This window comes from Frigoribacterium sp. MCBA15_019 (assembly GCF_001864945.1).
Taxonomy (GTDB): Bacteria; Actinomycetota; Actinomycetes; order Actinomycetales; family Microbacteriaceae; genus Frigoribacterium.
This window is the reverse complement of sequence record NZ_MJGS01000001.1, coordinates 586,324-610,879: the sequence shown is the minus strand read 5'-3', so window position 1 is coordinate 610,879 and position 24,556 is coordinate 586,324. Positions and strand designations below refer to the sequence as shown.

The window sequence follows — 24,556 nt, the reverse complement described above, 5'->3', positions numbered from 1 at the left end:
GATCGACCCTCGTGACTCCCGCCGAACTCTCCACGTCCCTGCTCGCCGTCGTCCAGGGCGTCCTCGAGCGCCGAGGCACCGTCGACGTGGCGGTGACCGACGGCGACGTGGCGCTCGAGCGGCCGAAGAACCGCGAGCACGGTGACTGGGCCTCCAACGTGGCGATGAAGTTCGCCAAGCGCGTCGGCACGAACCCGCGCGAGCTCGCCACCGAGATCGCCGCCGAGCTGGCCGAGGTCGACGGAGTCGCCGACGTCGACGTCGCGGGCCCCGGGTTCATCAACATCCGCCTCGACGCCGCCGCCGCGGGTCTGCTCGCGCGGTCCATCGTCGAGCAGGGCGAGGCGTACGGTCGCGGCGACTACTACCGCGGCGTCACGATCGACCTCGAGTTCGTCTCGGCCAACCCCACCGGCCCGATCCACCTCGGCGGCGTGCGCTGGGCCGCGGTGGGCGACAGCCTGGCCCGCGTGTTCCAGGCCCAGGGCGCGCTCGTCACCCGCGAGTACTACTTCAACGACCACGGCGGGCAGATCGACCGCTTCGCGCGCAGCCTGCTGGCGAGCTCGCTCGGCGAGCCCACCCCGGACGACGGCTACGGCGGGCAGTACATCGCCGAGATCGCCGCACGTGTCGAGGCGACCTTCGACGGCGACGTGCGCGACCTGCCCCGTGACGAGGCGCAAGAGCTCTTCCGGTCGGTCGGCGTCGACTTCATGTTCGCCGACATCAAGTCCTCGCTGCACGACTTCGGCGTCGACTTCGACGTCTACTTCCACGAGAACTCGCTGCACGAGTCGAAGGCCGTCGAGCGCGCCGTCGCCCGCCTGCGCGAACTCGGCCACGTCTACGAGTCCGAGGGTGCGACCTGGCTGCGCACCACCGAGTTCGGCGACGACCGCGACCGCGTCATCGTCAAGAGCGACGGCGAGGCCGCCTACATCGCCGGCGACCTGGCCTACTACCTCGACAAGCGCGAGCGCGGCTTCGAGCGCAACCTGATCATGCTCGGCGCCGACCACCACGGCTACGTCGGCCGCATGATGGCGATGTGCGCGGCGTTCGGCGACGAACCCGGCGTCAACCTCGAGATCCTCATCGGCCAGATGGTCAACCTGCTGCGCGACGGCGAACCGATGCGCATGTCCAAGCGAGCGGGCACCGTCGTCACGATGGAAGACCTCGTCGACGCCGTCGGCGTCGACGCCGGTCGGTACTCGTTGGTCCGCAGCCCGGTGAACAGCTCGATCGACATCGACCTCGACCTGCTCACCAAGCGCAGCAACGACAACCCGGTCTTCTACGTCCAGTACGCCCACGCCCGCACCCGCGCGGTGGCGCGCAACGCCGAGGCCGCCGGGGTCACGCGTGACGCGTTCGACGCGTCGCTGCTCACGCACGAGACCGAGAGCGCCCTGCTCGGCGCCCTGTCCGAGCTGCCGCGCGTCGTCGTGCAGGCCGCCGAACTCCGCGAGCCGCACCGTGTCGCGCGCTACGTCGAAGAGCTCGCCGGCACCTACCACCGCTGGTACGACAACTGCCGCGTCACGCCGCTCGGCGACGACGAGGTCACCGACCTGCACCGCACCCGCCTGTGGCTCAACGACGCGGCGGGCCAGGTCATCCGCAACGGGCTCCGCCTGCTGGGCGTCTCGGCGCCCGACCGCATGTGACCTCCCGCGCCGCACCTCCTCGGTCTCGACCGCAGGAGGCGCGGCGTGAGCGATCCTCGCCGCCCGGCTGACAAGATGGCCCGATGAGCGACATCGACTCCGACTTCTTCGAGGCCAAGCCCGTCGCCCGCCGTCGGGGCCGAGGCTTCGGCATCTTCCTCTTCGTGCTGGTCGGTCTCGTGGTGGTCCTCGGCATCCTCGCCGTGGTCGCCGACCTCGTCGTCCGGACCGTCGCCGAGGACCAGGCCGAGAAGCAGATCTCGCAGCAGCTCGGTGACGCCGCCGGCCCCGTCGACGTGCAGATCGGCGGCTTCTCGATGCTCTGGCAGCTCGTGCAGGGCAGCATCGACCAGGCCACCATCTCGTCGGCGGGGTCGTCGGGCGGGCTCTCGTTCGACTTCGACGTGCGAGACGTCCCGACCGACCTCAGCGGCTCGACCGGCGCGATCACCGGAACGGTGACCGCCGACTCGGCGACCGTCAACGGTCTCGCGGCCGTGCAGGAAAGCGGAGGGGCCATTTCGTTCGGCGACGGACAGGTCACCTACGCCCGCGACTTCACGATCCCGCTCGTGAACACGGTCGTCCCCGTGGACGTCGTCGCCACGCCCTCGATCACGAGCGAGGGCCGGGTCATCTCGCTCACGCCGACGACGGCCTCGCTCCGGGACACGTCGGTGTCGCTCGACCTCGCGCCCTTCATCGGTGGCTACGCCTTCGACGTCTGCGCCGCGCAGTACCTGCCCCAGGGCACCACCCTGACCGGCGTCGCGGTCACGTCGTCGGCGGCGACCCTCGACGTGACCTCACCGGGCCTGCCGATCTCGTCGAGCGGCATCGGCACCAAGGGCTCCTGCTCCTGACCTCGCCCGCGCCGTCGAGGACGTCCCGACCGTGGCCGTCACGGTCGCCGGCGGTGGGTAGGCTCTGATGTCGTTCCCCGTCCTTCGAACCCCCGAGGTCCGCGTGTCCCCGAACCCCCTGGCCCCTGCCTGGCTCGTCGAGCCGACCGACGCCGACGCCCTCGACCCGGCGGTCTGGTCGGCCACGGCCCAGAGGTCGCCCGACGGCGAACTCGTCCTCGGCGGCGTCAGGGTCTCCGAGCTCGTGGCCTCGTTCGGCACCCCGCTGTACGTCCTCGACGAGGACGACGCCCGCACCCGGGCCGTCGAGGCCGTCCGCTCGTTCGAGCGCGAGGCAGCCCGGATCGGCACGACGGCGACGGTCTACTACGCCGCCAAGGCGTTCCTCTCGGCCGAGGTCGCCCGCTGGGTGGCCGAGGCGGGCATGGCCGTCGACATCTGCACCGGAGGCGAGTTCGCCGTCGCCCGGGCCGCGGGCGTCGACCCGGCCCGCATGGGGTTCCACGGCAACAACAAGTCGCTCGCCGAGATCGACCGCACGGTCGAGGCCGGCATCGGCACCGTCGTCCTCGACAACGCCGCCGAGGTCGGCCGGGTCGCCGCGGCGGCCGAGCGTCACGGGCGCGTCCAGCGCGTGCGCCTGCGGGTCAACTCGGGCGTGCACGCCTCCACCCACGAGTACCTCGCCACCGCCCGTGAAGACCAGAAGTTCGGCGTCCCGCTCTCCGAGACCGCCGAGATCGTCGGCTCGATCCGACGGCAGCCCTCACTCGAGTTCGTGGGACTGCACTCGCACATCGGTTCACAGATCTTCGGTTCGGACGGCTTCGCCGAGGCCGCCCGTCGCCTGCTCGCCGTGCACGCCGACCTGCTCGCGTCCGGCCCGGTCCCCGAGCTCAACCTCGGCGGCGGCTTCGGCATCGCCTACACGAGCGCCGACGACGCCCGCCCGCTCGACGACCTCGCCGTCGCCTTGGTCGACATCGTGCAGGCCGAGTGCCTCCGCCTCGGAATCGACGTGCCGCTCCTCGCGGTCGAGCCCGGGCGCGTCGTCGTCGGCCCCGCCGGCACCACGCTCTACGAGGTCGGCACCATCAAGGACGTCACGGTCTCCTCCGACGAGGGCACCGCGGTGCGACGGTACGTCAGCGTCGACGGGGGCATGAGCGACAACGCGCGGACGGCCCTCTACGCGGCCGACTACTCCGTGCGCATCGCGAACCGCACTTCCTCGGCTCCGCCCGCACTCGTGCGCGTGGCAGGCAAGCACTGCGAGAGCGGCGACCTCGTCGTGCTCGCGGACTACCTGCCCGGCGACGTCGCCCCGGGCGACCTGCTCGCCGTGCCCGCCACGGGCGCCTACTGCCACAGCCTCGCGAGCAACTACAACCACGTCGGGCGTCCCCCCGTCGTGGCCGTCCGTGACGGCCGGGCCCGCGTGATCGTGCGGGGCGAGAGCGAAGCCGACCTCCTGGCCCGCGACGCCGGCCTCGACTGATCGACCCGCGCCTCCTGACCTCGTGCGAGCACCGCACCCCGACGACGAAGCACCCGAGAACGGACTGACATGATCGAATACCGCAACGTGAGGGTCGCCCTGCTGGGCGCCGGCTCGGTGGGGTCGCAGGTGGCGCGGTTGCTGCTCGAGCAGGGCGACGACTTCGCCGGGCGCGCGGGCGCCGGACTCGAGCTCGTCGGCATCGGCGTGCGCGACGTCGACGCCCCCCGCGACGTCGACCTGCCGCGCGAACTGTTCACGACCGACGTCGAGTCGCTCATCGTGGGTGCCGACATCGTCGTCGAGCTGATCGGCGGACTCGAGCCGGCCCGCAGCTACGTGCTGCAGGCGCTCAACTCGGGGGCCGACGTCATCACGGGCAACAAGGCCCTGTTGGCGAGCCACGGCACCGAGCTCTTCGACGCCGCCGAGCAAGTCGGCGCACAGGTCTACTACGAGGCCGCCGTGGCCGGGGCCATCCCGATCATCCGCCCGTTGCGCGACAGCCTCGCCGGCGACCGCGTCCAGCGCATCATGGGCATCGTCAACGGCACGACCAACTTCATCCTCGACCGCATGGACACCGACGGCTCGAGCCTCGAGGACGCCCTGGCGACGGCCACGGCCCTGGGGTACGCCGAGGCCGACCCCACGGCCGACATCGAGGGTTACGACGCGGCACAGAAGGCCGCCATCCTGGCCAGCCTCGCCTTTCACACGGCCGTCCCCCTCGCCGCCGTGCACCGCGAGGGCATCACCTCCGTCACGCACGACCAGGTGGTCGCCGCGCGCAAGGCCGGGTACGTCGTGAAGATCCTCGCCATCTGCGAACGCCTGGTCGACGACGACGGAGTCGAGGGCGTCAGCGCCCGCGTCTACCCGGCGCTCGTGCCGTCGAGCCACCCGCTCGCGGCCGTGCACGGGGCCAAGAACGCCGTCTTCGTCGAGGCGGAGTCGGCCGGCGACCTCATGTTCTACGGCGCCGGCGCCGGGGGAGTCGAGACGGCGTCCGCCGTGCTGGGGGACCTCGTCTCGGCCGCTCGACGGCACGTCATCGGCGGCCCGGGCGTCGCCGAGTCCACCCATGCGAACCTGCCCGTCCTGCCGATCGGCCGTGTGTCGACCCGGTACCAGATCACGCTCGACGTGGCGGACCAGCCGGGTGTGCTCGCCGAGGTCGCCGGGGTGCTCAGCGACCACGGCGTGAGCGTCCACAGCGTCGAGCAGACGTCGGGTGCGACGCCGGGCGTCACGGTCGAGGGTGACGCCGTGGCCACCGCTACGCTGATCATCGGCACCCACCGGGCGCGCGAGTCCGACCTCGCCGCGACGGTGACCGCCCTGAAGAACGCCACGGTCGTGAACTCCGTCACGAGCGTGCTGAGAGTCGAAGGAGCCTGATGGCCCACCAGTGGCAGGGTGTCCTGCGCGAATACGCCGACCGTCTCGACGTCACCGACGCCACCCCGATCGTCACGCTGGGCGAGGGCGGAACGCCGCTCATCCCGGCTCCGGCGCTGTCGAACCGCACGGGTGCCAAGGTCTACGTCAAGTACGAGGGCATGAACCCGACCGGTTCCTTCAAGGACCGCGGCATGACGATGGCCATCTCGAAGGCCGTCGAGCACGGCGCCAAGGCCGTCATCTGCGCCTCCACCGGCAACACGTCGGCCTCGGCAGCCGCCTACGCCGCCCACGCCGGCATCACCGCCGCCGTGCTCGTGCCCGAGGGCAAGATCGCCATGGGCAAGCTCAGCCAGGCCGTCGCGCACGACGGCCAGCTGTTGCAGATCCAGGGCAACTTCGACGACTGCCTCGACATCGCGCGCGACCTCGCCGCGAACTACCCGGTGCACCTCGTCAACTCGGTCAACAACGACCGCATCGAGGGCCAGAAGACCGGGGCCTTCGAGGTCGTCGACGTGCTCGGCGACGCCCCCGACTTCCACTTCATCCCGGTCGGCAACGCCGGCAACTACACCGCCTACACGCGCGGCTACCGCGAGGACCTCGAGATCGGGCGCGCCACCAAGCTGCCGCGCATGTTCGGCTTCCAGGCCGCCGGCTCGGCGCCGATCGTCGCGGGCGAGGTCGTCAAGGCCCCCGAGACCATCGCCAGCGCGATCCGCATCGGCAACCCCGCCTCGTGGCAGCTCGCCCTCGAGGCGCGCGACCTGACCGACGGCTGGTTCGGCGCCATCACCGACGAGGCCATCCTCGCCGCGCAGAAGATCCTCTCGGCCGAGGTCGGCGTGTTCGTCGAGCCCGCGTCGGCCATCAGCGTGGCGGGTCTGCTCGAGCGTGCGGACGCCGGGGTGATCCCCGCCGGTGCCACGGTCGTGCTCACCGTCACCGGCCACGGCCTGAAGGACCCTCAGTGGGCCCTGCGACGCGCCGACGGCAGCGACGTGCAGCCGACCGTGGTCGCGAGCGACACGGCCCGGGTGGCCGAGGTGCTCGGTCTCGCACCGGCCTCTGCATGACCTCCGGGGTCGTCGGACGTTCGGTGCTGGTCAAGGTCCCCGCGACCTCGGCAAACCTCGGCCCCGGCTTCGACACGCTGGGACTCGCGCTCTCGCTCTACGACGAACTCGTGGTCACGGCGACCGATGAGCCCGGCGTCTCGGTCGAGGTCGCCGGCGTCGGGGCCGGTCAGGTGCCCACCGACGGGTCGAACCTCGTCGTGCAGGCCGTCGCCGCGGCCTTCGCCTCGGTAGACGTCCCCCTGCCCGGGCTGCGTCTCCGGGCTCGCAACGCCATCCCGCACGGCCGGGGACTCGGGTCGTCCGCGGCCGCGATCGTCTCGGGCATCATGGCCGCCAAGGGGCTCCTCGAGGGCACGGTCGAGCTCGACTCGGCGGCGTTGCTGGCCCTGGCGACCGAGATGGAGGGGCACCCCGACAACGTGGCTCCGGCGCTGTTCGGCGGCCTCACGATCGCCTGGATGAACTCGCACGGCCCGTCGCACAAGCGCCTGCTCGTGCACCGCGGGGTCTCGCCCGTGGTGTTCGTGCCCGAGTCGACCCTCTCGACCAAGCTGGCCCGCAGCCTGCAGCCCGCCTCCGTGCCGCACGAGGACGCCACGTTCAACGTGTCGAGGTCGGCGCTGCTGGTGGCGGCCCTCGTGCAGAGTCCCGAGTTGCTGCTCGCGGCCACCGAGGATCGCCTGCACCAGAGCTACCGCGCCAGCGCCATGCCCGAGACCGACGCCCTCATCCGCATGCTCCGCGACGCCGGGCTCGCGGCCGTCGTCTCGGGTGCCGGCCCCTCGCTCCTGGTGCTCGGCAGCGACCCGGCGCAGCGGCTGTTCGCCGCCGAGCTGGTGCGGGAACACGCCGTGTCGGAGTGGCGTCCGTTGATGCTGGCCGTCGATCTCAAAGGTGCTACAGTGGTGCCGCACCCGGTAGAAAACTCAGATTTCCTGGGCATCTAGCTTCGTCCCCGCCGTTCTTCGTGGGGGCTACCGCGTGGGGTCACAAGTCTTCGAGTCCCCGGGTCGCACATCCCGTAGTGCACATCTAGCAGTGTTCGTCTGCCGATCTGGTCGGCGCGCACCGCACCTCCCAGGCCTCCTGCCCATCCCGGGCAGCTGCTCGTTCAGGGCAGAGCCGGCACAGGGTCGCCCCCTCGGGGCGAACCCGCTCAGTGCAGGTCCGAGGCCACGAGGTGTGACCAGCTCTGCCCCGCCGATCAACGCGGGGGAGCGAAAGGAACCCATCACTCGTGACTGACGTCCAGAACGGCGCCGCTGCGCCGTCCACGCCCGAACTCACCGCCATGCGCCTGCCCCAGCTGCAGGCCCTCGCCTCGTCGCTGGGCATCAGCGGCATCTCGAAGCTGCGCAAGGGCGATCTCGTCGCCGCCATCGCGGCGAAGCAGGGCGAGGGGGCCGCCGTCGAGGTCGCCCCCCAGCCGACGCTCGACGGGGTCGTCGACGCCGGCGTCCCGGCCTCGGTCGAGACCGCTGTCACCGAGGGCGCCGAGGCTCCCGTGGTCGAGGTGGCTACCGAGCCCGCCGAGGCACCGACCCGCGCCCGCCGCGGCTCGCGTCGGGCCACGTCCGCGGCCGGGGCTCCCGAGTCCCGTACGGCCGGCGAGCACGTCAACGCCGGCGAGACCGGTGTCACTCCTCTCGTCGAGGTTCCCGCCACCGAAGCCGCCACCGTCGAGGCCCCCGCCGCCGAGCAGTCCCCGACCGAACAGGCTCCGACCGAGCCGGTCGCCGCCTCCGAGCGCCCGTCCCGCCGTCGTGGCTCGCGCCGCGCCTCCGACGCGTCCGTCGCCGCCGATGCGGCGCAGCCCGGTGCGTCCGTCGAGACCCCGGCCGCCGACGAGTCGGCGTCCACCGAGACGGCTCCGACCGCGTCCACCGACGAGGTCGGCTCCGACCCGCAGGGCCAGACCGACCAGCAGGCGTCCGACCCGGCCCAGTCCGAGCAGCAGAACGGCGACCAGCAGAACGGTGGCCAGCAGGTTGGTGGCCGTCGGAGCCGCAACCGCAACCGTGGCAAGGGCGGTCAGCAGCAGGCCCAGGCCGACCAGAACGGTGGCCAGCAGAACGGCGCCCAGAAGGTCGACGCCCCGCAGAACGGCCAGCAGCGCGGCGACCAGCAGCAGAACGGTCAGCAGCGCAGCGAGCAGCAGCGCGCCGACCAGCAGGCCCAGCGCGAGGCCGGCGAGAAGAACGACGCCGCCCGCGGTGAGCAGTCCGGCAACGGTCCCCAGTCCGGCGGTCAGAACGACGAGGGCGGCCGACAGGGCCGTGGCCGTCAGCGTGACCGCAAGCGTGGGCGTGGTGGTCAGAACGACGACGTCGAGCCCGAGATCGGCGAGGACGACGTCCTCATCCCCGTCGCGGGCATCCTCGACGTCCTCGAGAACTACGCCTTCGTGCGCACCACGGGCTACCTGCCCGGTGCGAGCGACGTCTACGTCTCGCTGGGCCAGGTCAAGAAGTATCACCTGCGCAAGGGCGACGCGGTCGTCGGTGCCATCCGTCAGCCCCGCGAGGGCGACCAGGGCCAGGGGCGCCAGAAGTACAACGCGATCGTCCGGATCGACTCGATCAACGGCCAGCCCGTCGACGAGGCGGCCAAGCGCGTCGAGTTCACCAAGCTGACCCCGCTCTACCCCCAGGAGCGCCTCCGTCTCGAGACCGAGCCCCAGAAGCTCTCGACCCGCATCATCGACCTCGTGTCGCCGATCGGCAAGGGGCAGCGCGGTCTCATCGTCTCGCCGCCGAAGGCGGGCAAGACCCTCGTGCTGCAGTCCATCGCCAACGCCATCGCGATCAACAACCCCGAGGTGCACCTCATGGTCGTGCTCGTCGACGAGCGCCCCGAAGAGGTCACCGACATGCAGCGCACGGTCAAGGGCGAGGTCATCGCCTCGACCTTCGACCGCCCCGCCGAAGACCACACCACGGTCGCCGAGCTGGCCATCGAGCGCGCCAAACGCCTCGTCGAGCTGGGCCACGACGTCGTCGTGCTGCTCGACTCGATCACGCGTCTCGGCCGTGCGTACAACCTGGCCGCACCCGCGTCGGGCCGCATCCTCTCGGGTGGCGTCGACTCGTCGGCCCTGTACCCGCCGAAGCGCTTCTTCGGCGCGGCGCGCAACATCGAGAACGGTGGCTCGTTGACCATCCTCGCGACCGCCCTCGTCGAGACCGGTTCGAAGATGGACGAGGTCATCTTCGAGGAGTTCAAGGGCACCGGCAACATGGAGCTCCGCCTGTCGCGCCACCTGGCCGACAAGCGCATCTTCCCCGCCGTCGACGTGAACGCCTCGGGCACGCGTCGTGAAGAGATGCTGCTCAGCCCCGACGAGGTCAAGATCACGTGGCGCCTGCGCCGGGCACTGGCCGGACTCGACCAGCAGCAGGCCCTCGAGATCGTCCTGCGCAACCTGCGCGAGACGCAGTCGAACGTCGAGTTCCTCGTCCAGGTCCAGAAGTCGGTCCCCGCCTCGAACGGACACGACTCCGGCCACAAGGAGCACTGAGCGTGTTCGAGTCGGTGGCCGTGCTGCTGGCCGAGCACGACGACCTGCAGACGCAGCTCAGCGATCCCGCCGTCCACGCCGACGCCGCTCGCGCCAAGAAGATCAACCGCCGCTACGCCGAGCTCAGCCGCATCGTGGCTGCCCACTCGGCTTGGCAGCAGGCGGCTGAAGACCTCGAGGCCGCGCGCGAACTCGCGAAAGAGGACGAGGCGTTCGCCGACGAGGTGCCCGGCCTCGAGCAGGCGCTCGACGAATCCCAGGAACGCTTGCGGCGCCTCCTGATCCCGCGCGACCCGGACGACGGGCGTGACGTGATCATGGAGATCAAGGGCGGCGAGGGCGGGGCCGAGAGCGCCCTGTTCGCGGCCGACCTGCTGCGCATGTACCTGCACTACGCCGAGTCGAAAGGCTGGAAGTCCGAGATGATCGCGAGCGACGACTCCGACCTCGGCGGCTACAAGAACGTGCAGGTCGCGCTCAAGTCCAACGCGTCCGACCCCTCGCAGGGCGTCTGGGCGCACCTCAAGTACGAGGGCGGCGTGCACCGCGTGCAGCGGGTGCCGGCGACCGAGTCGCAGGGGCGCATCCACACCTCGACCACGGGCGTGCTCGTGTTCCCCGAGGTGGACGAGCCCGAAGAGGTCGACATCAACCAGAACGACCTCAAGATCGACGTCTACCGGTCGAGCGGCCCCGGCGGCCAGTCGGTCAACACGACCGACTCCGCCGTCCGCATCACCCACCTGCCTACGGGCATCGTGGTCGCGATGCAGAACGAGAAGAGCCAGCTGCAGAACCGCGAGGCCGGCATGCGGGTCCTTCGTGCCCGCATCCTGGCCCGTCAGCAAGAAGAGCAGGCGGCCATCGCGTCGGACGCCCGCAAGAGCCAGATCCGGGGAATGGACCGGTCGGAGCGCATCCGCACCTACAACTTCCCCGAGAACCGCATCGCCGACCACCGCACCGGCTACAAGGCGTACAACCTCGACGCGGTCATGGACGGTGCGCTCGACCCCGTGGTCGAGTCGTGCATCCAGGCCGACGAAGAGGCACGTCTGGCAGAGATCGGCGACACCGCGTCGTGATCGACGCGATCGCCACGGCCTTCGACGGCGTGACGACGGTCGACGCGGCCCTCCGGGTCGCGTCGGCCGTCCTCGCCGACGCCGGGGTGCCGTCGCCCGACGTCGACGCCGAACTCCTGCTCGCGCACGTCACGGGCCTGGCCAGGGGAGTCGTCCGGGCGAAGGCCGTCACCGCGGCGTCGTTGACGACGGACGAGCAGGAGGCGCTGGTCGCCGTGATCACGCGCCGCGCCTCCCGCGAGCCCCTGCAGCACATCACGGGGCGGGCGTCCTTCCGACACCTCGAGCTGCACGTGGGGCCCGGCGTCTTCGTCCCGCGGCCCGAGACCGAAGGCGTCGCGCAACTGGCGATCGACGCCCTCCGCGCCGTGCCGGACGCGTCGCCCGTCGCCGCCGATCTCGGAACCGGCAGCGGAGCCCTCGCGTTGGCGATGGCCTCCGAGGTGCCGACGGCGACGGTCACCGCCGTCGAGCTGTCTCCCGAGGCGGCCGTGTGGACCCGTCGCAACATCGCCGCGGTGGGCGTCGACAACGTGCGCCTCGTCGAGGGCGACCTCGCCGACGCCCTTCCCGAACTCGACGGCACGGTCTCGGTCGTGGTGTCGAATCCGCCGTACGTGCCCGTCGGCATGGTCCCGCGCGACCCCGAGGTGCGCCTCCACGATCCCTCGCTCGCCCTGTACGGCGGCGAGGACGGCCTCGACCTCGTCCGGGCGTTGTCCCTCACCGCCCGACGGCTGCTGCGCCCCGGGGGAGCGCTCGTCATCGAGCACGGCGAGCTCCAAGGAGGCGCGATCCGCGACCTCCTGACGGCCGACGGATGGCGCTCCCCGGCCACGCATCCCGACCTCACCGGTCGCGAGCGGGCCACGACCGCGGTGCGCTGACCGGGTTCTCCCGGTCCGTCGCACTATCATCGTCAGGTCATGGCCACTTTTCACGACTGCTCCGTCGACTCCGAACTGCTCGCCGGCATGCGCATGGCGCGCGGTGCCATCGGTCGAGGCGAGCTCGTCGTCCTGCCGACCGACACGGTCTACGGCGTCGCGGCCGACGCGTTCGACCCGACGGCCGTCCAGCGCCTGCTCGACGCCAAGGGTCGTGGGCGTCAGTCACCGCCTCCGGTGTTGATCAAGGGGCAAGAGACCCTCGCCGCGCTCACCGACCGGGTGCCCGAGGTCGTCCGTCCCCTGCTCGACGCGTTCTGGCCCGGCCCGCTCACGGTGATTTTTCGTGCGCAGGCGTCGCTCAGCTGGGACCTCGGCGAGACGCGCGGTACCGTCGCCCTGCGCGTGCCGAGCCACCGCATCGCCCTCGAGCTGCTCGAAGAGACCGGCCCGCTCGCGGTGTCGAGCGCCAACCTCACCGGCCGGCCGGCTGCCGAGTCGGCGGGCGACGCGCGTCGCATGCTCGGCGACTCGGTGTCGGTCTACCTCGACGACGGCCCCGCGGGCACGTCGTACGAACACCGGGCCGGCGCCAACACGGGGTCGACGATCGTCGACGCCACGGGGGGTGCCGACGGGGTGCTGCGCATCGTGCGGCACGGTGTCCTGTCCGACGCCGACATCATCCGCGTCGTCGGGGTCGACGCGCTCGCGTGAGGTACTACCTCCTCGCGCTGGCGATCTCGGCCGCGGTCAGCTTCGTGCTGTCCGTCGTCGTGTGGCGGGTGGGCCTCAAGTACCGCCTCTATCCCAAGATCCGTGAGCGTGACGTCCACCAGACGCCGACGCCACGACTCGGGGGCATCGCGATGTGGGCAGGCATCGTCGTCGCCTTGCTCGCGGCGTGGTTCGTCTTCCCGCTGATCTCGGGAGTCGACTACTTCCGACTCGTCTTCGCCGACGCGGGGCCTCCGTTGGCCATCATCGGCGCCGCCACGATCATCGTCGTCATCGGAGTCGTCGACGACCTGTACGACCTCGACTGGATGACCAAGCTGGCGGGTCAGATCATCGCCGCCGGCGTCCTCGCCTGGCAGGGCGTCCAGCTCGTCTCGCTGCCCATCGGGGGCAGCCTGGCCATCGGCTCGCCGTACATGTCCCTCGTGCTCACGGTGCTGACGATCGTCCTCGTGATGAACGCCGTGAACTTCATCGACGGTCTCGACGGCCTCGTGGCCGGGGTCGCCATCATCGCCAACGGCGTCTTCTTCGTCTACAGCTTCGTCATCTCGATCACCATCGGCCAGACCGAGTACTTCAACCTCGCGGCCCTGCTCTCGGCAGTGCTGATCGGGGCCTGCCTCGGCTTCCTGCCGTTGAACTGGCACCCGGCCAAGCTCTTCATGGGCGACGCGGGTGCGCTGCTCACCGGCCTCGTCATGGCGACGAGCGCGATCTCGGTCACCGGGCAGATCGATCCGGCCGGGATCTCCCGGACGGCCCTCCTGCCGGCCTTCATCCCGATCATCCTGCCCTTCGCGATCCTCGTCGTGCCGTTGCTCGACTTCGGCCTGGCCGTCCTCCGGCGACTGAGCGCGGGCAAGTCCCCGTTCACCGCCGATCGCAAGCACCTCCACCACCGTCTGCTCGACATGGGGCACTCCCACTTCCAAGCCGTCCTGATCTTCTATGCCTGGACGATCGTGGCGGCCGTCGGGGGCCTGATGTTCCTCTTCGTCAAGCCGACCTACCTGGTGGCCGTGTTCCTCGGCGTCGGGTTGGTCGCCTGCACCGCTGCCACGTTGTCGCCGCTCAGCCGCCGCAAGAAGGTCGAGATCGCCGTCCAGACGACCCGCACGGGTGAACTCGCGACGACGGAGTCCGACCGGTTCGACCCGCTCGACGCCGCCGCGGACGTCCTCGATCCGCACGACACCGACACCGCGGCCAAGGCCGTGGTGCCCGAACTGACGAACCCGAAGGACCACCCATGAACGCCAGCTCGATCTTCACCCAGATCCTGAAGTACACGGGCCTGCTCGCCCTCGTCATCGCCGTGGTCGGAGGGGGGCTCGGCTACGTCTTCGCCGGCACCGACGGCCTGTGGAGCGCCCTCGTCGGGGTGGGGCTCGCGATCCTCTTCGCGGCGATCACGGCCGCGAGCATGCTGGTGGCGATCCGGTTCACGCTCGGGGCGTTCTTCGGCATCGTGATGGGTGCCTGGTTGCTCAAGCTGGTCATCTTCATCGTGTTGCTCGTCGTGCTGCGTGACCAGCCGTTCGTGAACGACGTGGTGCTCTTCCTGGCCCTCGTCGTCTCGATCGTCGGCACGCTCGCGGTCGACGCCCTCGTGGTCGTCCGGGGGCGCCTGGCGTACGTCAGCGACGCCACGCTGCCCCCTGCTCCCCAGGACTGACGGCCATGCCTGCACACGGTGAAAATACCTCGACCGATTCGTGCAAGCAACCATTACCTTGATAGGGTTGGCAGCGTTCCCCGGCCGCGTCTCCAGCGTGCACGGATGACAAACCCCACCAATCGTCGCGACACTTCAGGGTGCTCGCCCCGACACAGGAGATAGCGCTGATAGCGAACGCTGTGAACCTGCTCTCCGCTGCCGAAGCCGGCCACGGGGACGGGGGATTCCACGCCCCGACTCTTGACGAGTTCTTCCCTCCCGCCATCTTCTTCGAGGGCACCCCCTTCGAGCTGAACCGCATCATGCTGGTCCGCCTCTTCGCGATCGCCGTCATGTTGCTGCTGTTCTGGCTGGCCCTGCGCAAGGGACGGCTCATCCCGTCCCGCGGGCAGAGCATCGCAGAGCTGGGCCTCGACTTCGTCCGCATCCAGATCGTCGAGGAGATCCTCGGCGAGAAGCTCGGACGCAAATACCTGCCGTTGCTGGCGGCGATGTTCTTCGGCATCTTCGCCATGAACATCACGGGCATCATCCCGGGTCTCAACATCGCGGGCACCTCGGTGATCGCCATGCCGCTGCTCCTGGCGGTCGTGGCTTACATCATGTTCATCTACGCGGGCTTCCGTGAGGCCGGCGGTGCGACGTTCCTGCGCAACGCCCTCTTCCCGCCCGGTGTGCCGTGGGTCATGTACATCCTGCTGACGCCCATCGAGTTCATCAACATCTTCATCGTGCGGCCGATCTCGCTGGCCCTCCGACTCCTCTTGAACATGATGGTCGGCCACCTCTTGCTGGTGCTCTGCTTCGCGGCGACGCACTTCTTCTTCTTCAGCATGAGCGGGGGCTTCATGGCCTTCGGCGCTCTCACCCTCATCGGTGGCTTCGTGATGACCATCGTCGAGATGGCCGTCGCCGTGCTGCAGGCCTACGTCTTCACGCTCCTCGCTTCGGTCTACATCCAACAGGCCGCGGCGAAAGAACACTAAATACAGACGACGCACGTCATCCGACGTGCATCGCCCAACCGGAAGGAAACACAAGTGGACACCACCACGATCCTCGCTGAGATCAACGGCAACATCGCGACCGTCGGCTACGGCCTCGCTGCGATCGGCCCCGGCATCGGTATCGGCATCGTCGCGGGCAAGACCGTCGAGGCCATGGCTCGCCAGCCCGAGCTGGCCGGCCGCCTGCAGGTCACGATGTTCCTCGGCATCGCGTTCACCGAGCTGCTGGGCTTCATCGGCCTCGCCGCCGGCTTCATCTTCTCCTGATCAGTTAGGACGACACACCGATGATCGAGACGATCCTCGCGGCCGAGGGTGGTGCGCCCGAAGGCGCCGCCATCTTCTTCCCCGCTGGTTACGACATCCTCTGGTCCTTGGTCGTCTTCGTGGTCATCGCCGCGTTCTTCGGGCTCTTCGCGATCCCCAAGTTCCGCAAGATCCTCGACGAGCGTGCCGAGCGCATCGAAGGCGGCATCAAGCACGCCGAGGCCGCACAGGCCGAGGCTGCCAAGGCCCTCGACGAATACAAGAAGCAGCTGGCCGACGCTCGTGCCGAGGCCGCCCGCATCCGTGAGGCTGCGCGCGCCGAGGGCAACGAGATCATCGCCGAGCTCAAGCAGCAGGCGCAGGCCGATGCCGACCGCATCACCGCCTCCGCCCACGCGCAGATCGAGGCCGAGCGTCAGGCCGCCGTGGCCTCGCTCCGGTCCGAAGTCGGCTCGTTGGCGATCGACCTCGCGTCGGGCGTCATCGGTGAGTCGCTCAGCGACGACGCCAAGGCCTCGGCCGTGGTCGACCGCTTCCTCGCCGACCTCGAGGCGGACGAGAACGCTAAGGCGGGCAACTGACGATGGGTTCCATGTCCCGAGAAGCACTCGGTTCGGCGCGGTCGGTCCTCTCCGACCTCGGCGGGTCGGTCGACCTGACGACGGGTGAGCAACTGCTCGACGCCGGCCGGGTCGTCGGCGGCTCCGTTCAGCTGCAGTCGTACCTCGCCGACCCCGCCGTCGACGTGGCGACCAAGAAGCAGCTGCTCGACCGGCTCTTCGGGTCGTTCTCCGAGTCGACGCGTGCGGTGCTCGTGTCGGTCGTCGGCAGCCGCTGGTCGTCGTCCGACGATCTGCTCGCCGGCATCGAAGAGGTCGCCTTCCGGGCGATCGCGTCGACCACCCCGGCCGACAGCAGCATCGAGAACGAGTTGTTCGCCTTCGACGCCGCCGTTCGCACGGACGCGCAGCTCGAACTGGCAATCGGCTCCAAGCTGGGCGACCCGGACGCGAAGGCGGCCCTGGTCCAGCGTCTCCTCGGAGGCAAGGCCAGCCCTCAGACGATCACCATCGCCATGCACCTGGTGCGCCAGCCTCGCGGTCGTCGCATCGGCGAGTTGTTGCGTCATGCGGCCGACGTCGTCGCCGACCAGTCCGACCAGCTCGTCGCCACCGTCACGAGTGCCGTCCGCCTCGACGAGGCCCACGTCACACGACTGCAGCACGGTTTGGCCAAGCAGTTCGGGCGTAGCCTGCGCATCAACCAGGTCATCGATTCCGCCGTCGTCGGCGGTCTCCGGGTCCAGGTGGGCGACGAGGTCATCGACGGCACCGTCGCGACCAAGCTCAGCCTGCTCCGCCTGCAGCTCGCCGGCTAGTCACGCTCTCACACACAGACTCGAGGCCTCCCGAAGCCTCGCTACGAATAGGAATCACAATGGCAGACATCAAGATCAGCCCGGATGAGATTCGCGACGCGCTGAAGGACTTCGTCTCGTCGTACGACCCTTCGAAGGCATCGACCACCGAGGTCGGCCACGTCACGGACGCAGCTGACGGCATCGCCCACGTCGAGGGGCTCCCCGGCGTCATGGCCAACGAGCTCATCCGCTTCGCGGACGGCACGCAGGGCCTGGCCCAGAACCTCGACGAAGACGAGATCGGCGCCATCGTGCTCGGCGAGTTCTCCGGCATCGAAGAAGGCATGGAGGTCACCCGCACGGGTGAAGTCCTGTCCGTCCCCGTCGGCGACGGCTACCTGGGTCGCGTCGTCGACCCGCTGGGTGCTCCCATCGACGGTCTCGGCGACATCGCCACCGAAGGTCGCCGCGCCCTCGAGCTCCAGGCTCCCGGCGTCATGCAGCGCAAGTCGGTCCACGAGCCCATGCAGACCGGCATCAAGGCGATCGACGCCATGATCCCCGTCGGACGTGGCCAGCGTCAGCTCATCATCGGCGACCGCCAGACCGGCAAGACGGCCATCGCGATCGACACGATCATCAACCAGAAGGCCAACTGGGAGTCCGGCGACGAGAACAAGCAGGTCCGCTGCATCTACGTCGCCATCGGCCAGAAAGGCTCGACGATCGCCTCGGTCAAGGGCGCCCTCGAAGAGGCCGGAGCAATGGAGTACACGACGATCGTCGCCGCTCCCGCCTCGGACCCCGCCGGCTTCAAGTACCTCGCCCCGTACACCGGTTCGGCCATCGGCCAGCACTGGATGTACAGCGGCAAGCACGTCCTCATCATCTTCGACGACCTGTCGAAGCAGGCCGAGGCCTACCGTGCCGTCTCGCTCCTCCTGCGCCGTCCGCCGGGACGCGAGGCCTACCCGGGTGACGTCTTCTACCTGCACTCGCGTCTCCTCGAGCGTTGCGCGAAGCTGTCCGACGAGCTGGGCGCCGGTTCCATGACGGGTCTGCCCATCATCGAGACCAAGGCCAACGACGTGTCGGCGTACATCCCGACCAACGTTATCTCGATCACCGACGGTCAGATCTTCCTGCAGTCGGACCTCTTCAACGCCAACCAGCGTCCCGCGGTCGACGTCGGCATCTCGGTGTCGCGCGTCGGTGGTGACGCCCAGGTCAAGTCGATCAAGAAGGTCTCGGGCACCCTGAAGCTCGAGCTCGCCCAGTACCGTTCGCTCGAGGCCTTCGCGATGTTCGCGTCCGACCTCGACGCGGCGAGCCGCCGTCAGCTCGCACGTGGTGCTCGCCTGACCGAGCTCCTCAAGCAGCCGCAGTACTCGCCGTACCCGGTCGAGGACCAGGTCGTCTCGATCTGGGCCGGTACAAACGGCAAGCTCGACGAGGTCCCCGTGCCCGACATCCTGCGCTTCGAGCGAGAACTGCTCGACTACATGGGTCGCAACACGTCCGTGTTGTCCGATCTCCGCGAGAAGAACGTCCTGACGGACGAGATCGTCGCTGCTCTCGAGAGCGGCATCGACTCGTTCAAGCAGGAGTTCCAGACCGGTGAGGGCAAGCCCCTCGCTTCGGTGGGGCGCGAAGAGTTCAAGGCCACCGACGCCGACGACGTCAACCAGGAGAAGATCGTCAAGACGAAGCGCTGACGCGCCCGTTCGACGTTCACGACTGACGAGACAACAGGAGAGTAATGGGAGCCCAACTCCGGGTCTACCGGCAGAGGATCCGCTCTGCGCAGACGACCAAGAAGGTCACTCGCGCGATGGAGCTCATCTCGGCCTCGCGCATCCAGAAGGCGCAAGCCCGGATGAAAGCCTCCGGGCCGTACTCGCGGGCGATCACGCGTGCGGTGTCGGCCGTGGCGACGTTCTCGGACGTCGACCACGTGCTGACCACCGAGCCCGAGACGGTCGAACGTGCCGCGATCGTCGTGTTCACGTCCGATCGCGGTCTCAACGGCGCGTTCAGCTCGAACACGTTGAAAGAGAGCGAGCAGCTCGCACAACTGCTGCGGAGCCAGGGCAAAGAGGTCGTCTACTACCTCGTGGGTCGCAAGGCCCAGGGGTACTTCGCCTTCCGACGTCGTGATGCCGAGAAGGTGTGGACCGGCAACACCGACCAGCCCGAGTTCGCCACGGCGAAAGAGATCGGCGACGCGGTCGTGTCCAAGTTCCTCACCGAGGCGGCCGAGGGCGGCGTGGACGAGATCCACATCGTCTACAACCGCTTCGTGAACATGGTCAGCCAGGTCCCCGAGGTCGTCCGTCTGCTTCCCCTCGAGGTCGTCGAGGGCATCGAAGAGCCCGGCGAGGACGAGGTCCTGCCGCTGTACGACTTCGAGCCCGATCCGACCGAGGTCCTCGACGCCTTGTTGCCGGTCTACATCGAGAGCCGCATCTTCAACGCCATGCTGCAGTCGGCCGCTTCCGAGCACGCCGCCCGTCAGAAGGCCATGAAGGCAGCCAGTGACAACGCCGACACCCTCATCCGCGACTTCACCCGCCTGGCCAACAACGCGCGCCAGGCCGAGATCACGCAGCAGATCTCCGAGATCGTGGGCGGCGCAGACGCCCTCGGGTCGGCCAAGTAGAGCTCTGCACCACAGCATCATCATCCGAAGAGAGAGAAGCCATGACTGACACCGCAACCGCACCGGTCGCGACCGAGTCGGCTCCCGGCGTCGGGCGCATCGCCCGGGTCACGGGCCCCGTCGTCGACATCGAGTTCCCGCACGATGCCATCCCCGGCGTCTACAACGCGCTGACCACCAAGATCACCATCGGTGACACGACCACGCAGATCACGCTCGAGGTCGCCCAGCACCTCGGTGACGACCTCGTCCGTGCCATCGCCCTCAAGCCCACCGACGGCATCGTCCGCGGGCAAGAGGTCATCGACACCGGCGCCCCCATCTCCGTGCCCGTCGGTGACGTCACCAAGGGCAAGGTCTTCAGCGTCACGGGCGAGATCCTCAACCTCGAGGGTGACGAGACCGTCGAGATCACGGAGCGTTGGCCGATCCACCGCAAGCCCCCGAAGTTCGACCAGCTCGAGTCGAAGACTCAGCTGTTCGAGACGGGCATCAAGTCCATCGACCTCCTGACGCCTTACGTGCAGGGTGGCAAGATCGGCCTCTTCGGTGGTGCGGGCGTCGGCAAGACCGTCCTCATCCAAGAGATGATCCAGCGTGTCGCCCAGGACCACGGTGGTGTGTCGGTGTTCGCCGGCGTCGGCGAGCGTACCCGCGAGGGCAACGACCTCATCGCCGAGATGGACGAGGCGGGCGTGTTCGACAAGACCGCCTTGGTCTTCGGCCAGATGGACGAGCCGCCGGGAACCCGTCTCCGCGTCGCGCTCTCGGCCCTCACCATGGCCGAGTACTTCCGTGACGTGCAGAAGCAGGACGTGCTGCTCTTCATCGACAACATCTTCCGCTTCACGCAGGCCGGTTCCGAGGTCTCGACCCTTCTCGGTCGCATGCCCTCGGCCGTGGGCTACCAGCCCAACCTCGCCGACGAGATGGGTGTCCTCCAGGAGCGCATCACCTCCACGCGTGGTCACTCGATCACCTCGCTGCAGGCGATCTACGTGCCGGCCGACGACTACACCGACCCGGCCCCCGCGACGACCTTCGCGCACCTCGACGCGACCACCGAGCTGTCGCGCGAGATCGCGTCGCAGGGTCTCTACCCCGCGATCGACCCGCTGACCTCGACCAGCCGCATCCTCGACCCCCGTTACCTGGGCCAGGCGCACTACGACACGGCCATCCGGGTCAAGGCCATCCTGCAGAAGAACAAAGAGCTGCAAGAGATCATCGCCATCCTCGGTGTCGACGAGCTGTCCGAAGAGGACAAGATCACGGTGTCGCGTGCCCGTCGCATCCAGCAGTTCCTCTCGCAGAACACCTACATGGCGAAGAAGTTCACCGGTGTCGAGGGTTCGACCGTCCCGCTGAAGGACACCATCGAGTCCTTCACCGCGATCGCCGACGGCGAGTTCGACCACGTCGCCACGCAGGCCTTCTTCAACGTCGGTTCCATCTCGGACGTCGAAGAGAAGTGGGCTCAGATCCAGAAGGAGAACGGCTGATCGTGGCTGCTCTCACTGTCAGCGTCGTCTCGGCCGACCACGAGGTGTGGTCGGGCGAGGCGTCGTCGATCGTCGCTCGCACCGCCGAGGGTGAGATCGGAATCCTTCCCGGTCACGAGCCGATCCTCGCAATCCTGGCCTCAGGCCAGGTCAGGGTCCGGTTGTCCGACGGCACCACCGTCGAGGCGACCGCCGACGACGGCTTCCTCTCCGTCGAGAACGACACCGTGACGGTCGTTGCGCGCAACGCGCAGCTCAACTGATCACAGTCGTCTGCACCACCGAGTTCCATGCTGTTCCTGCTGCCCCCGTCCGAGACCAAACTCGACGGGGGCAGCGTCGGTTCACGGCTCGACGTGGCGGCACTGTCGTTCGGTGAACTCGAGGACCCTCGCCGCGCCTCCTTGGCTCTGCTCGACGAGATGTCCGCGGATGCCTCGGCGGCCGCCGTCGCCCTCAAGCTCGGCCCCACGCAGGCTCACGAGGTCGAGCGCAACCAGCGGGTGACGGTGTCGCCCACGATGTCGGCTCTGGCGCGCTACACGGGTGTGCTCTTCGATCCCCTCGGCGTCGCAATGTTCGGTGACGATGCATGGAGCTGGGCCCACCGACACGTGGTGGTGCACTCGGCCCTGTTCGGGTTGCTGCGGGCCGGCGACGAGATCCCGGCCTACCGGCTTTCGCACGACTCCAAGGTGCCTCGGACGTCGTTGAAGAAGCTCTGGCGCGGGCCTGTGTCCGAGGTGCTGGCCGGCGTGGACGAACTCGTCGTCGACCTGCGATCGGAGGGATACGTCGGCCTCGGGCCGGCAGGTCCCCGTTCCACGTACGTCAGGGTCGTCTCGGACGCGGGCGACCGACGTCGGGCCCTGAACCACTTCAACAAGAAGAGCAAGGGGTTGTTCGTCCGGGCGCTCCTGTCGGATCGTCCCGACTTGTCCGGCATCGACGACCTGACGCTCTGGGCCCGCGGTCGGGGCTTCGTGCTCGAGCCAGGGGACGAGACCGTCCTCGTGGCCGAATCGGTCCTCGAGGCCTCGGTCTGATCGTCGGCCGAACGACCTGTCGCCGTCTCCGGCTCAGTCGAGGGGCACGGGACCGTCTCGGAACGCGATGCCCTCGTGCCGGAGCAGCCACTTCTTCGTCTCGACCCCTGCACCGACGGTGTAGCCGGTGACGCCGCCCGTCCGACCGAGCACGCGGTGGCAGGGAACGAGCAAGGGAAGCGGGTTCGCCGCGACGGCTCCGCCGACGGCTCGTCCGGCCCGAGGGTTGCCGAAGGTCCCGCCGAGCCGCCCGTAGGTCGTGGCCCGTCCCCACTCGACCTCGAGCAGAGCGGACCAGACCGAGCGCTGGAAGCTCGAACCGACCAGGCGGAACGGCAGGTCGAAGCGGGTGCGCACCCCCTCGAAGTAGCCGTCGACCTGTCGTCGGGCGGCGTCGAGCAGACTGTCGGGCCGTTCGGGTTGATCGTCGTGGGGCAGCACGCCGTCGCGCTCGATCGCCAGGCCCTCGACGGCGAAGTGCCGGCTGACGATCTCGATGCGTCCGACGGGGGAGTCGAGCCGGACCAGACCCGGCGGTTCGTCGTCGCTGGCTCGGCCGGGCGGCAGCGGGGGCACGAGGACGAGGTCGGTCATGGCGTCACGCTAGGGCCGGGGTCCGGGCCCCATGAGGGTGCTCGGCGCCGATGTGCATCGATGGCATTCCGCGGAGCATGGGGAGGAGACGTCGTGCGGCGCCAGGCCGACGGGGTGTGCGTCACGCCGCGCGCTAGCGTGGAGGTCGTGGTCGCCCATGCGCGCCACGGCCCCGGTGAGAGGAACGAGATGACCGCCGCACAGTCACCTGACCCGTGGCACGAACGCCACGGGATCGACGACACGGTCGTCGGCCGTCGCGCCCGCCCCTCGGGCGCCGTGGACGCAGAGGACACGGTCCTCCGGGTGGCCCCGCAGGGGACCCCGGCGACGGGCCGGGAGCCGGACGCGTCCGTCCGTCCCGCACCGCGCCTCCACGGGGTGAGGGTCGCCGGACAGGACCTGCTGCTCGACGCGCCCGTCGTGGTGGGGCGCCGGCCCGCCGGGCCGCGCGTCGGGTCGGGGCCCGTCCCACGGCTGGTGACCGTCCCGTCCCCCCGCCACGAGGTCTCGGGCGCCCACGTCGACGTGCGCCAGCAAGGAGGCATCGTCGTGGTCACCGACCTGCGTTCGACGAACGGGACCCGGGTGACCGAGCCGGGACGCGTTCCCGTCGTTCTCCGGCAAGGCGAGTCGCTCGTCGCGCGTGCAGGCACGATAGTGGACGTAGGTGACGGGAACCTTCTCGAGATCCTGCCTCCCCAGCGCATCATCCCGACGAAAGAACCCCTCCTGTGACAGAGCTCGGCCGCCCCACGACCGCCCACGCCCTCGGCCTCGACGGCCCGGGGCTCACCTTCGACTGGGCAGGGGTGACCGACGTCGGTCGTCGCCGTTCCCACAACGAGGACAGCTACCTCGCCGAGGCCCCGCTCTTCGTGGTGGCGGACGGCATGGGCGGGCACAGCGCCGGCGACGTGGCCAGCGACGCGGTCGTGCGACGCATGAGCGAGATCGCGTCCCGGCCGTTCGCCACGACGGACGACGTCGAGACGGCTCTGCGCGTCGCGACCGAGGACATCGCCGTCGCGGCGGCCGACACCGAGCTCGGGGTCGGTACGACGGCCACCGGGGCGTTCCTCTCCCGCGAAGCAGACGGTGCCGAGGTCGACTTCACGGTCTTCAACGTGGGTGACTCGCGCGTGTACATGTTCGAGGACGGCCGTCTGCGCCAGGTCACCGTCGACCACTCCGTCGTCCAAGAGATGGTCGACGCCGGGCTCCTGCACGCGGACGACGCCGAGAAGCACCCCGACAGCAACGTCATCACCCGCGCGGTGGGGTTCGACGTCGACCCGCGACCGGACTACTGGCGGGTCCCCGCTCGACCCGGCCTGCGCCTCCTCGTCTGCTCGGACGGCCTCACCAAAGAACTTTCCGCGGACCGGATCGCCGAGGTGCTGGGCGGTGTCGAGGGTGCCGAGCCGGCGGCGACGGCCCTCGTCGAGGCCGCCGTCGAGGCGGGCGGGCGCGACAACGTGACGGCCCTCGTCGTGGACGTCCGGGGCGTCGAGACACCGGACGCCGACTAGGCGCGACACGCACCCGCGGACGGCCCGGCCCCCGAAGTGGGGGGACGCGGCCTGTCCACAGGGGGGCCCACGGGCCTCTCGGGCGTCAGGGGCCCCCGCGTAGAATGGCTGCGGTCGGACCGACGCCGACCGGCTCCACCCAGCCGACCCGGCATCGATCC

24 protein-coding genes are annotated in these 24,556 nt (G+C 69.5%); 23 read left to right on the top strand and 1 reads right to left on the bottom strand.

The annotated features are described in order from the left end of the window. The first annotated feature begins 11 nt into the window (after window positions 1-11). The 21 genes from argS to BIV04_RS02765 all read left to right on the top strand — a co-directional run bounded on the left by argS (window position 12) and on the right by BIV04_RS02765 (window position 22,269). Window positions 12-1,673, top strand: a complete 1,662-nt coding sequence (gene argS, locus BIV04_RS02865; protein WP_071253948.1) for an arginine--tRNA ligase — start codon at window positions 12-14, stop codon at window positions 1,671-1,673. A gap of 83 nt (window positions 1,674-1,756) precedes the next feature. Continuing rightward, complete coding sequence (locus tag BIV04_RS02860) at window positions 1,757-2,536, top strand: DUF2993 domain-containing protein (protein WP_071253943.1); 780 nt, start codon at window positions 1,757-1,759, stop codon at window positions 2,534-2,536. Between the two features lie 67 nt (window positions 2,537-2,603). Beyond that, window positions 2,604-4,034, top strand: a complete 1,431-nt coding sequence (lysA, locus tag BIV04_RS02855) for a diaminopimelate decarboxylase (protein ID WP_071253941.1) — start codon at window positions 2,604-2,606, stop codon at window positions 4,032-4,034. Window positions 4,035-4,103: 69 nt separating this feature from the next. Continuing rightward, window positions 4,104-5,435: a homoserine dehydrogenase gene (locus BIV04_RS02850; protein WP_071253939.1), complete on the top strand. Its 1,332-nt coding sequence runs from the start codon at window positions 4,104-4,106 to the stop codon at window positions 5,433-5,435. Then, window positions 5,435-6,517 carry a threonine synthase gene (thrC, locus tag BIV04_RS02845; RefSeq protein WP_054145791.1) on the top strand — a complete coding sequence of 361 codons (1,083 nt, stop codon included), beginning with the start codon at window positions 5,435-5,437 and terminating at the stop codon, window positions 6,515-6,517. The genes BIV04_RS02850 and thrC overlap by 1 nt, the downstream gene beginning before the upstream one ends. After that, window positions 6,514-7,467, top strand: a complete 954-nt coding sequence (gene thrB, locus BIV04_RS02840; RefSeq protein ID WP_071253937.1) for a homoserine kinase — start codon at window positions 6,514-6,516, stop codon at window positions 7,465-7,467. The genes thrC and thrB overlap by 4 nt, the downstream gene beginning before the upstream one ends. 290 nt (window positions 7,468-7,757) lie before the next feature. After that, window positions 7,758-10,037, top strand: coding sequence for a transcription termination factor Rho (gene rho, locus BIV04_RS02835; protein ID WP_071253935.1), 2,280 nt, complete (start codon window positions 7,758-7,760; stop codon window positions 10,035-10,037). 2 nt (window positions 10,038-10,039) lie between these two features. Then, window positions 10,040-11,122, top strand: coding sequence for a peptide chain release factor 1 (gene prfA, locus BIV04_RS02830; RefSeq protein WP_071253933.1), 1,083 nt, complete (start codon window positions 10,040-10,042; stop codon window positions 11,120-11,122). Continuing rightward, window positions 11,119-12,009, top strand: coding sequence for a peptide chain release factor N(5)-glutamine methyltransferase (prmC, locus tag BIV04_RS02825; protein WP_255364123.1), 891 nt, complete (start codon window positions 11,119-11,121; stop codon window positions 12,007-12,009). Before prfA ends, prmC begins: the two co-directional genes overlap by 4 nt. Before the next feature lie 39 nt (window positions 12,010-12,048). Further along, window positions 12,049-12,726, top strand: coding sequence for an L-threonylcarbamoyladenylate synthase (locus BIV04_RS02820; protein WP_071253931.1), 678 nt, complete (start codon window positions 12,049-12,051; stop codon window positions 12,724-12,726). Then, on the top strand, window positions 12,723-14,003 hold the full coding sequence (locus BIV04_RS02815) for an MraY family glycosyltransferase (protein ID WP_071253930.1): 1,281 nt from the start codon (window positions 12,723-12,725) through the stop codon (window positions 14,001-14,003). Before BIV04_RS02820 ends, BIV04_RS02815 begins: the two co-directional genes overlap by 4 nt. Next, a complete protein-coding gene (locus BIV04_RS02810) occupies window positions 14,000-14,425 on the top strand; it encodes a hypothetical protein (protein WP_071253928.1) in 426 nt (141 codons plus the stop codon). Before BIV04_RS02815 ends, BIV04_RS02810 begins: the two co-directional genes overlap by 4 nt. A 182-nt stretch (window positions 14,426-14,607) precedes the next feature. Next, on the top strand, window positions 14,608-15,414 hold the full coding sequence (gene atpB / locus BIV04_RS02805) for a F0F1 ATP synthase subunit A (RefSeq protein ID WP_043594504.1): 807 nt from the start codon (window positions 14,608-14,610) through the stop codon (window positions 15,412-15,414). Between the two features lie 54 nt (window positions 15,415-15,468). Continuing rightward, window positions 15,469-15,702 (top strand): ATP synthase F0 subunit C, encoded by a 234-nt coding sequence (gene atpE, locus BIV04_RS02800; RefSeq protein WP_043594505.1) that lies wholly within the window; start codon window positions 15,469-15,471, stop codon window positions 15,700-15,702. 20 nt (window positions 15,703-15,722) lie between these two features. Continuing rightward, window positions 15,723-16,283 (top strand): F0F1 ATP synthase subunit B, encoded by a 561-nt coding sequence (locus BIV04_RS02795; protein ID WP_071253926.1) that lies wholly within the window; start codon window positions 15,723-15,725, stop codon window positions 16,281-16,283. Window positions 16,284-16,285: 2 nt separating this feature from the next. Next, the gene (locus tag BIV04_RS02790; RefSeq protein ID WP_071253924.1) at window positions 16,286-17,080 is read left to right on the top strand and encodes a F0F1 ATP synthase subunit delta; all 795 of its coding nucleotides are present in this window, start codon (window positions 16,286-16,288) and stop codon (window positions 17,078-17,080) included. A gap of 59 nt (window positions 17,081-17,139) precedes the next feature. Beyond that, the gene (gene atpA / locus BIV04_RS02785; protein ID WP_055972164.1) at window positions 17,140-18,777 is read left to right on the top strand and encodes a F0F1 ATP synthase subunit alpha; all 1,638 of its coding nucleotides are present in this window, start codon (window positions 17,140-17,142) and stop codon (window positions 18,775-18,777) included. A 44-nt stretch (window positions 18,778-18,821) separates the two neighbouring features. Beyond that, window positions 18,822-19,721, top strand: coding sequence for a F0F1 ATP synthase subunit gamma (locus BIV04_RS02780; RefSeq protein ID WP_071253922.1), 900 nt, complete (start codon window positions 18,822-18,824; stop codon window positions 19,719-19,721). Window positions 19,722-19,762: 41 nt separating this feature from the next. Continuing rightward, the gene (gene atpD / locus BIV04_RS02775) at window positions 19,763-21,223 is read left to right on the top strand and encodes a F0F1 ATP synthase subunit beta (RefSeq protein WP_043594513.1); all 1,461 of its coding nucleotides are present in this window, start codon (window positions 19,763-19,765) and stop codon (window positions 21,221-21,223) included. Between the two features lie 2 nt (window positions 21,224-21,225). Beyond that, window positions 21,226-21,486 carry a F0F1 ATP synthase subunit epsilon gene (locus BIV04_RS02770; RefSeq protein ID WP_043594515.1) on the top strand — a complete coding sequence of 87 codons (261 nt, stop codon included), beginning with the start codon at window positions 21,226-21,228 and terminating at the stop codon, window positions 21,484-21,486. Window positions 21,487-21,513: 27 nt separating this feature from the next. After that, on the top strand, window positions 21,514-22,269 hold the full coding sequence (locus tag BIV04_RS02765; protein WP_071253920.1) for a YaaA family protein: 756 nt from the start codon (window positions 21,514-21,516) through the stop codon (window positions 22,267-22,269). Between the two features lie 33 nt (window positions 22,270-22,302). On the opposite strand, the gene BIV04_RS02760 is transcribed toward BIV04_RS02765, so the two are convergent. Beyond that, on the bottom strand, window positions 22,303-22,863 hold the full coding sequence (locus BIV04_RS02760) for a methylated-DNA--[protein]-cysteine S-methyltransferase (protein ID WP_083396078.1): 561 nt from the start codon (window positions 22,861-22,863) through the stop codon (window positions 22,303-22,305). 189 nt (window positions 22,864-23,052) lie between these two features. Between BIV04_RS02760 and BIV04_RS02755 the strand changes: the two genes are divergently transcribed. Then, complete coding sequence (locus BIV04_RS02755) at window positions 23,053-23,601, top strand: FHA domain-containing protein (RefSeq protein ID WP_143048514.1); 549 nt, start codon at window positions 23,053-23,055, stop codon at window positions 23,599-23,601. Further along, window positions 23,598-24,395: a PP2C family serine/threonine-protein phosphatase gene (locus tag BIV04_RS02750; RefSeq protein WP_071253912.1), complete on the top strand. Its 798-nt coding sequence runs from the start codon at window positions 23,598-23,600 to the stop codon at window positions 24,393-24,395. Before BIV04_RS02755 ends, BIV04_RS02750 begins: the two co-directional genes overlap by 4 nt. Window positions 24,396-24,556 lie beyond the last annotated feature (161 nt).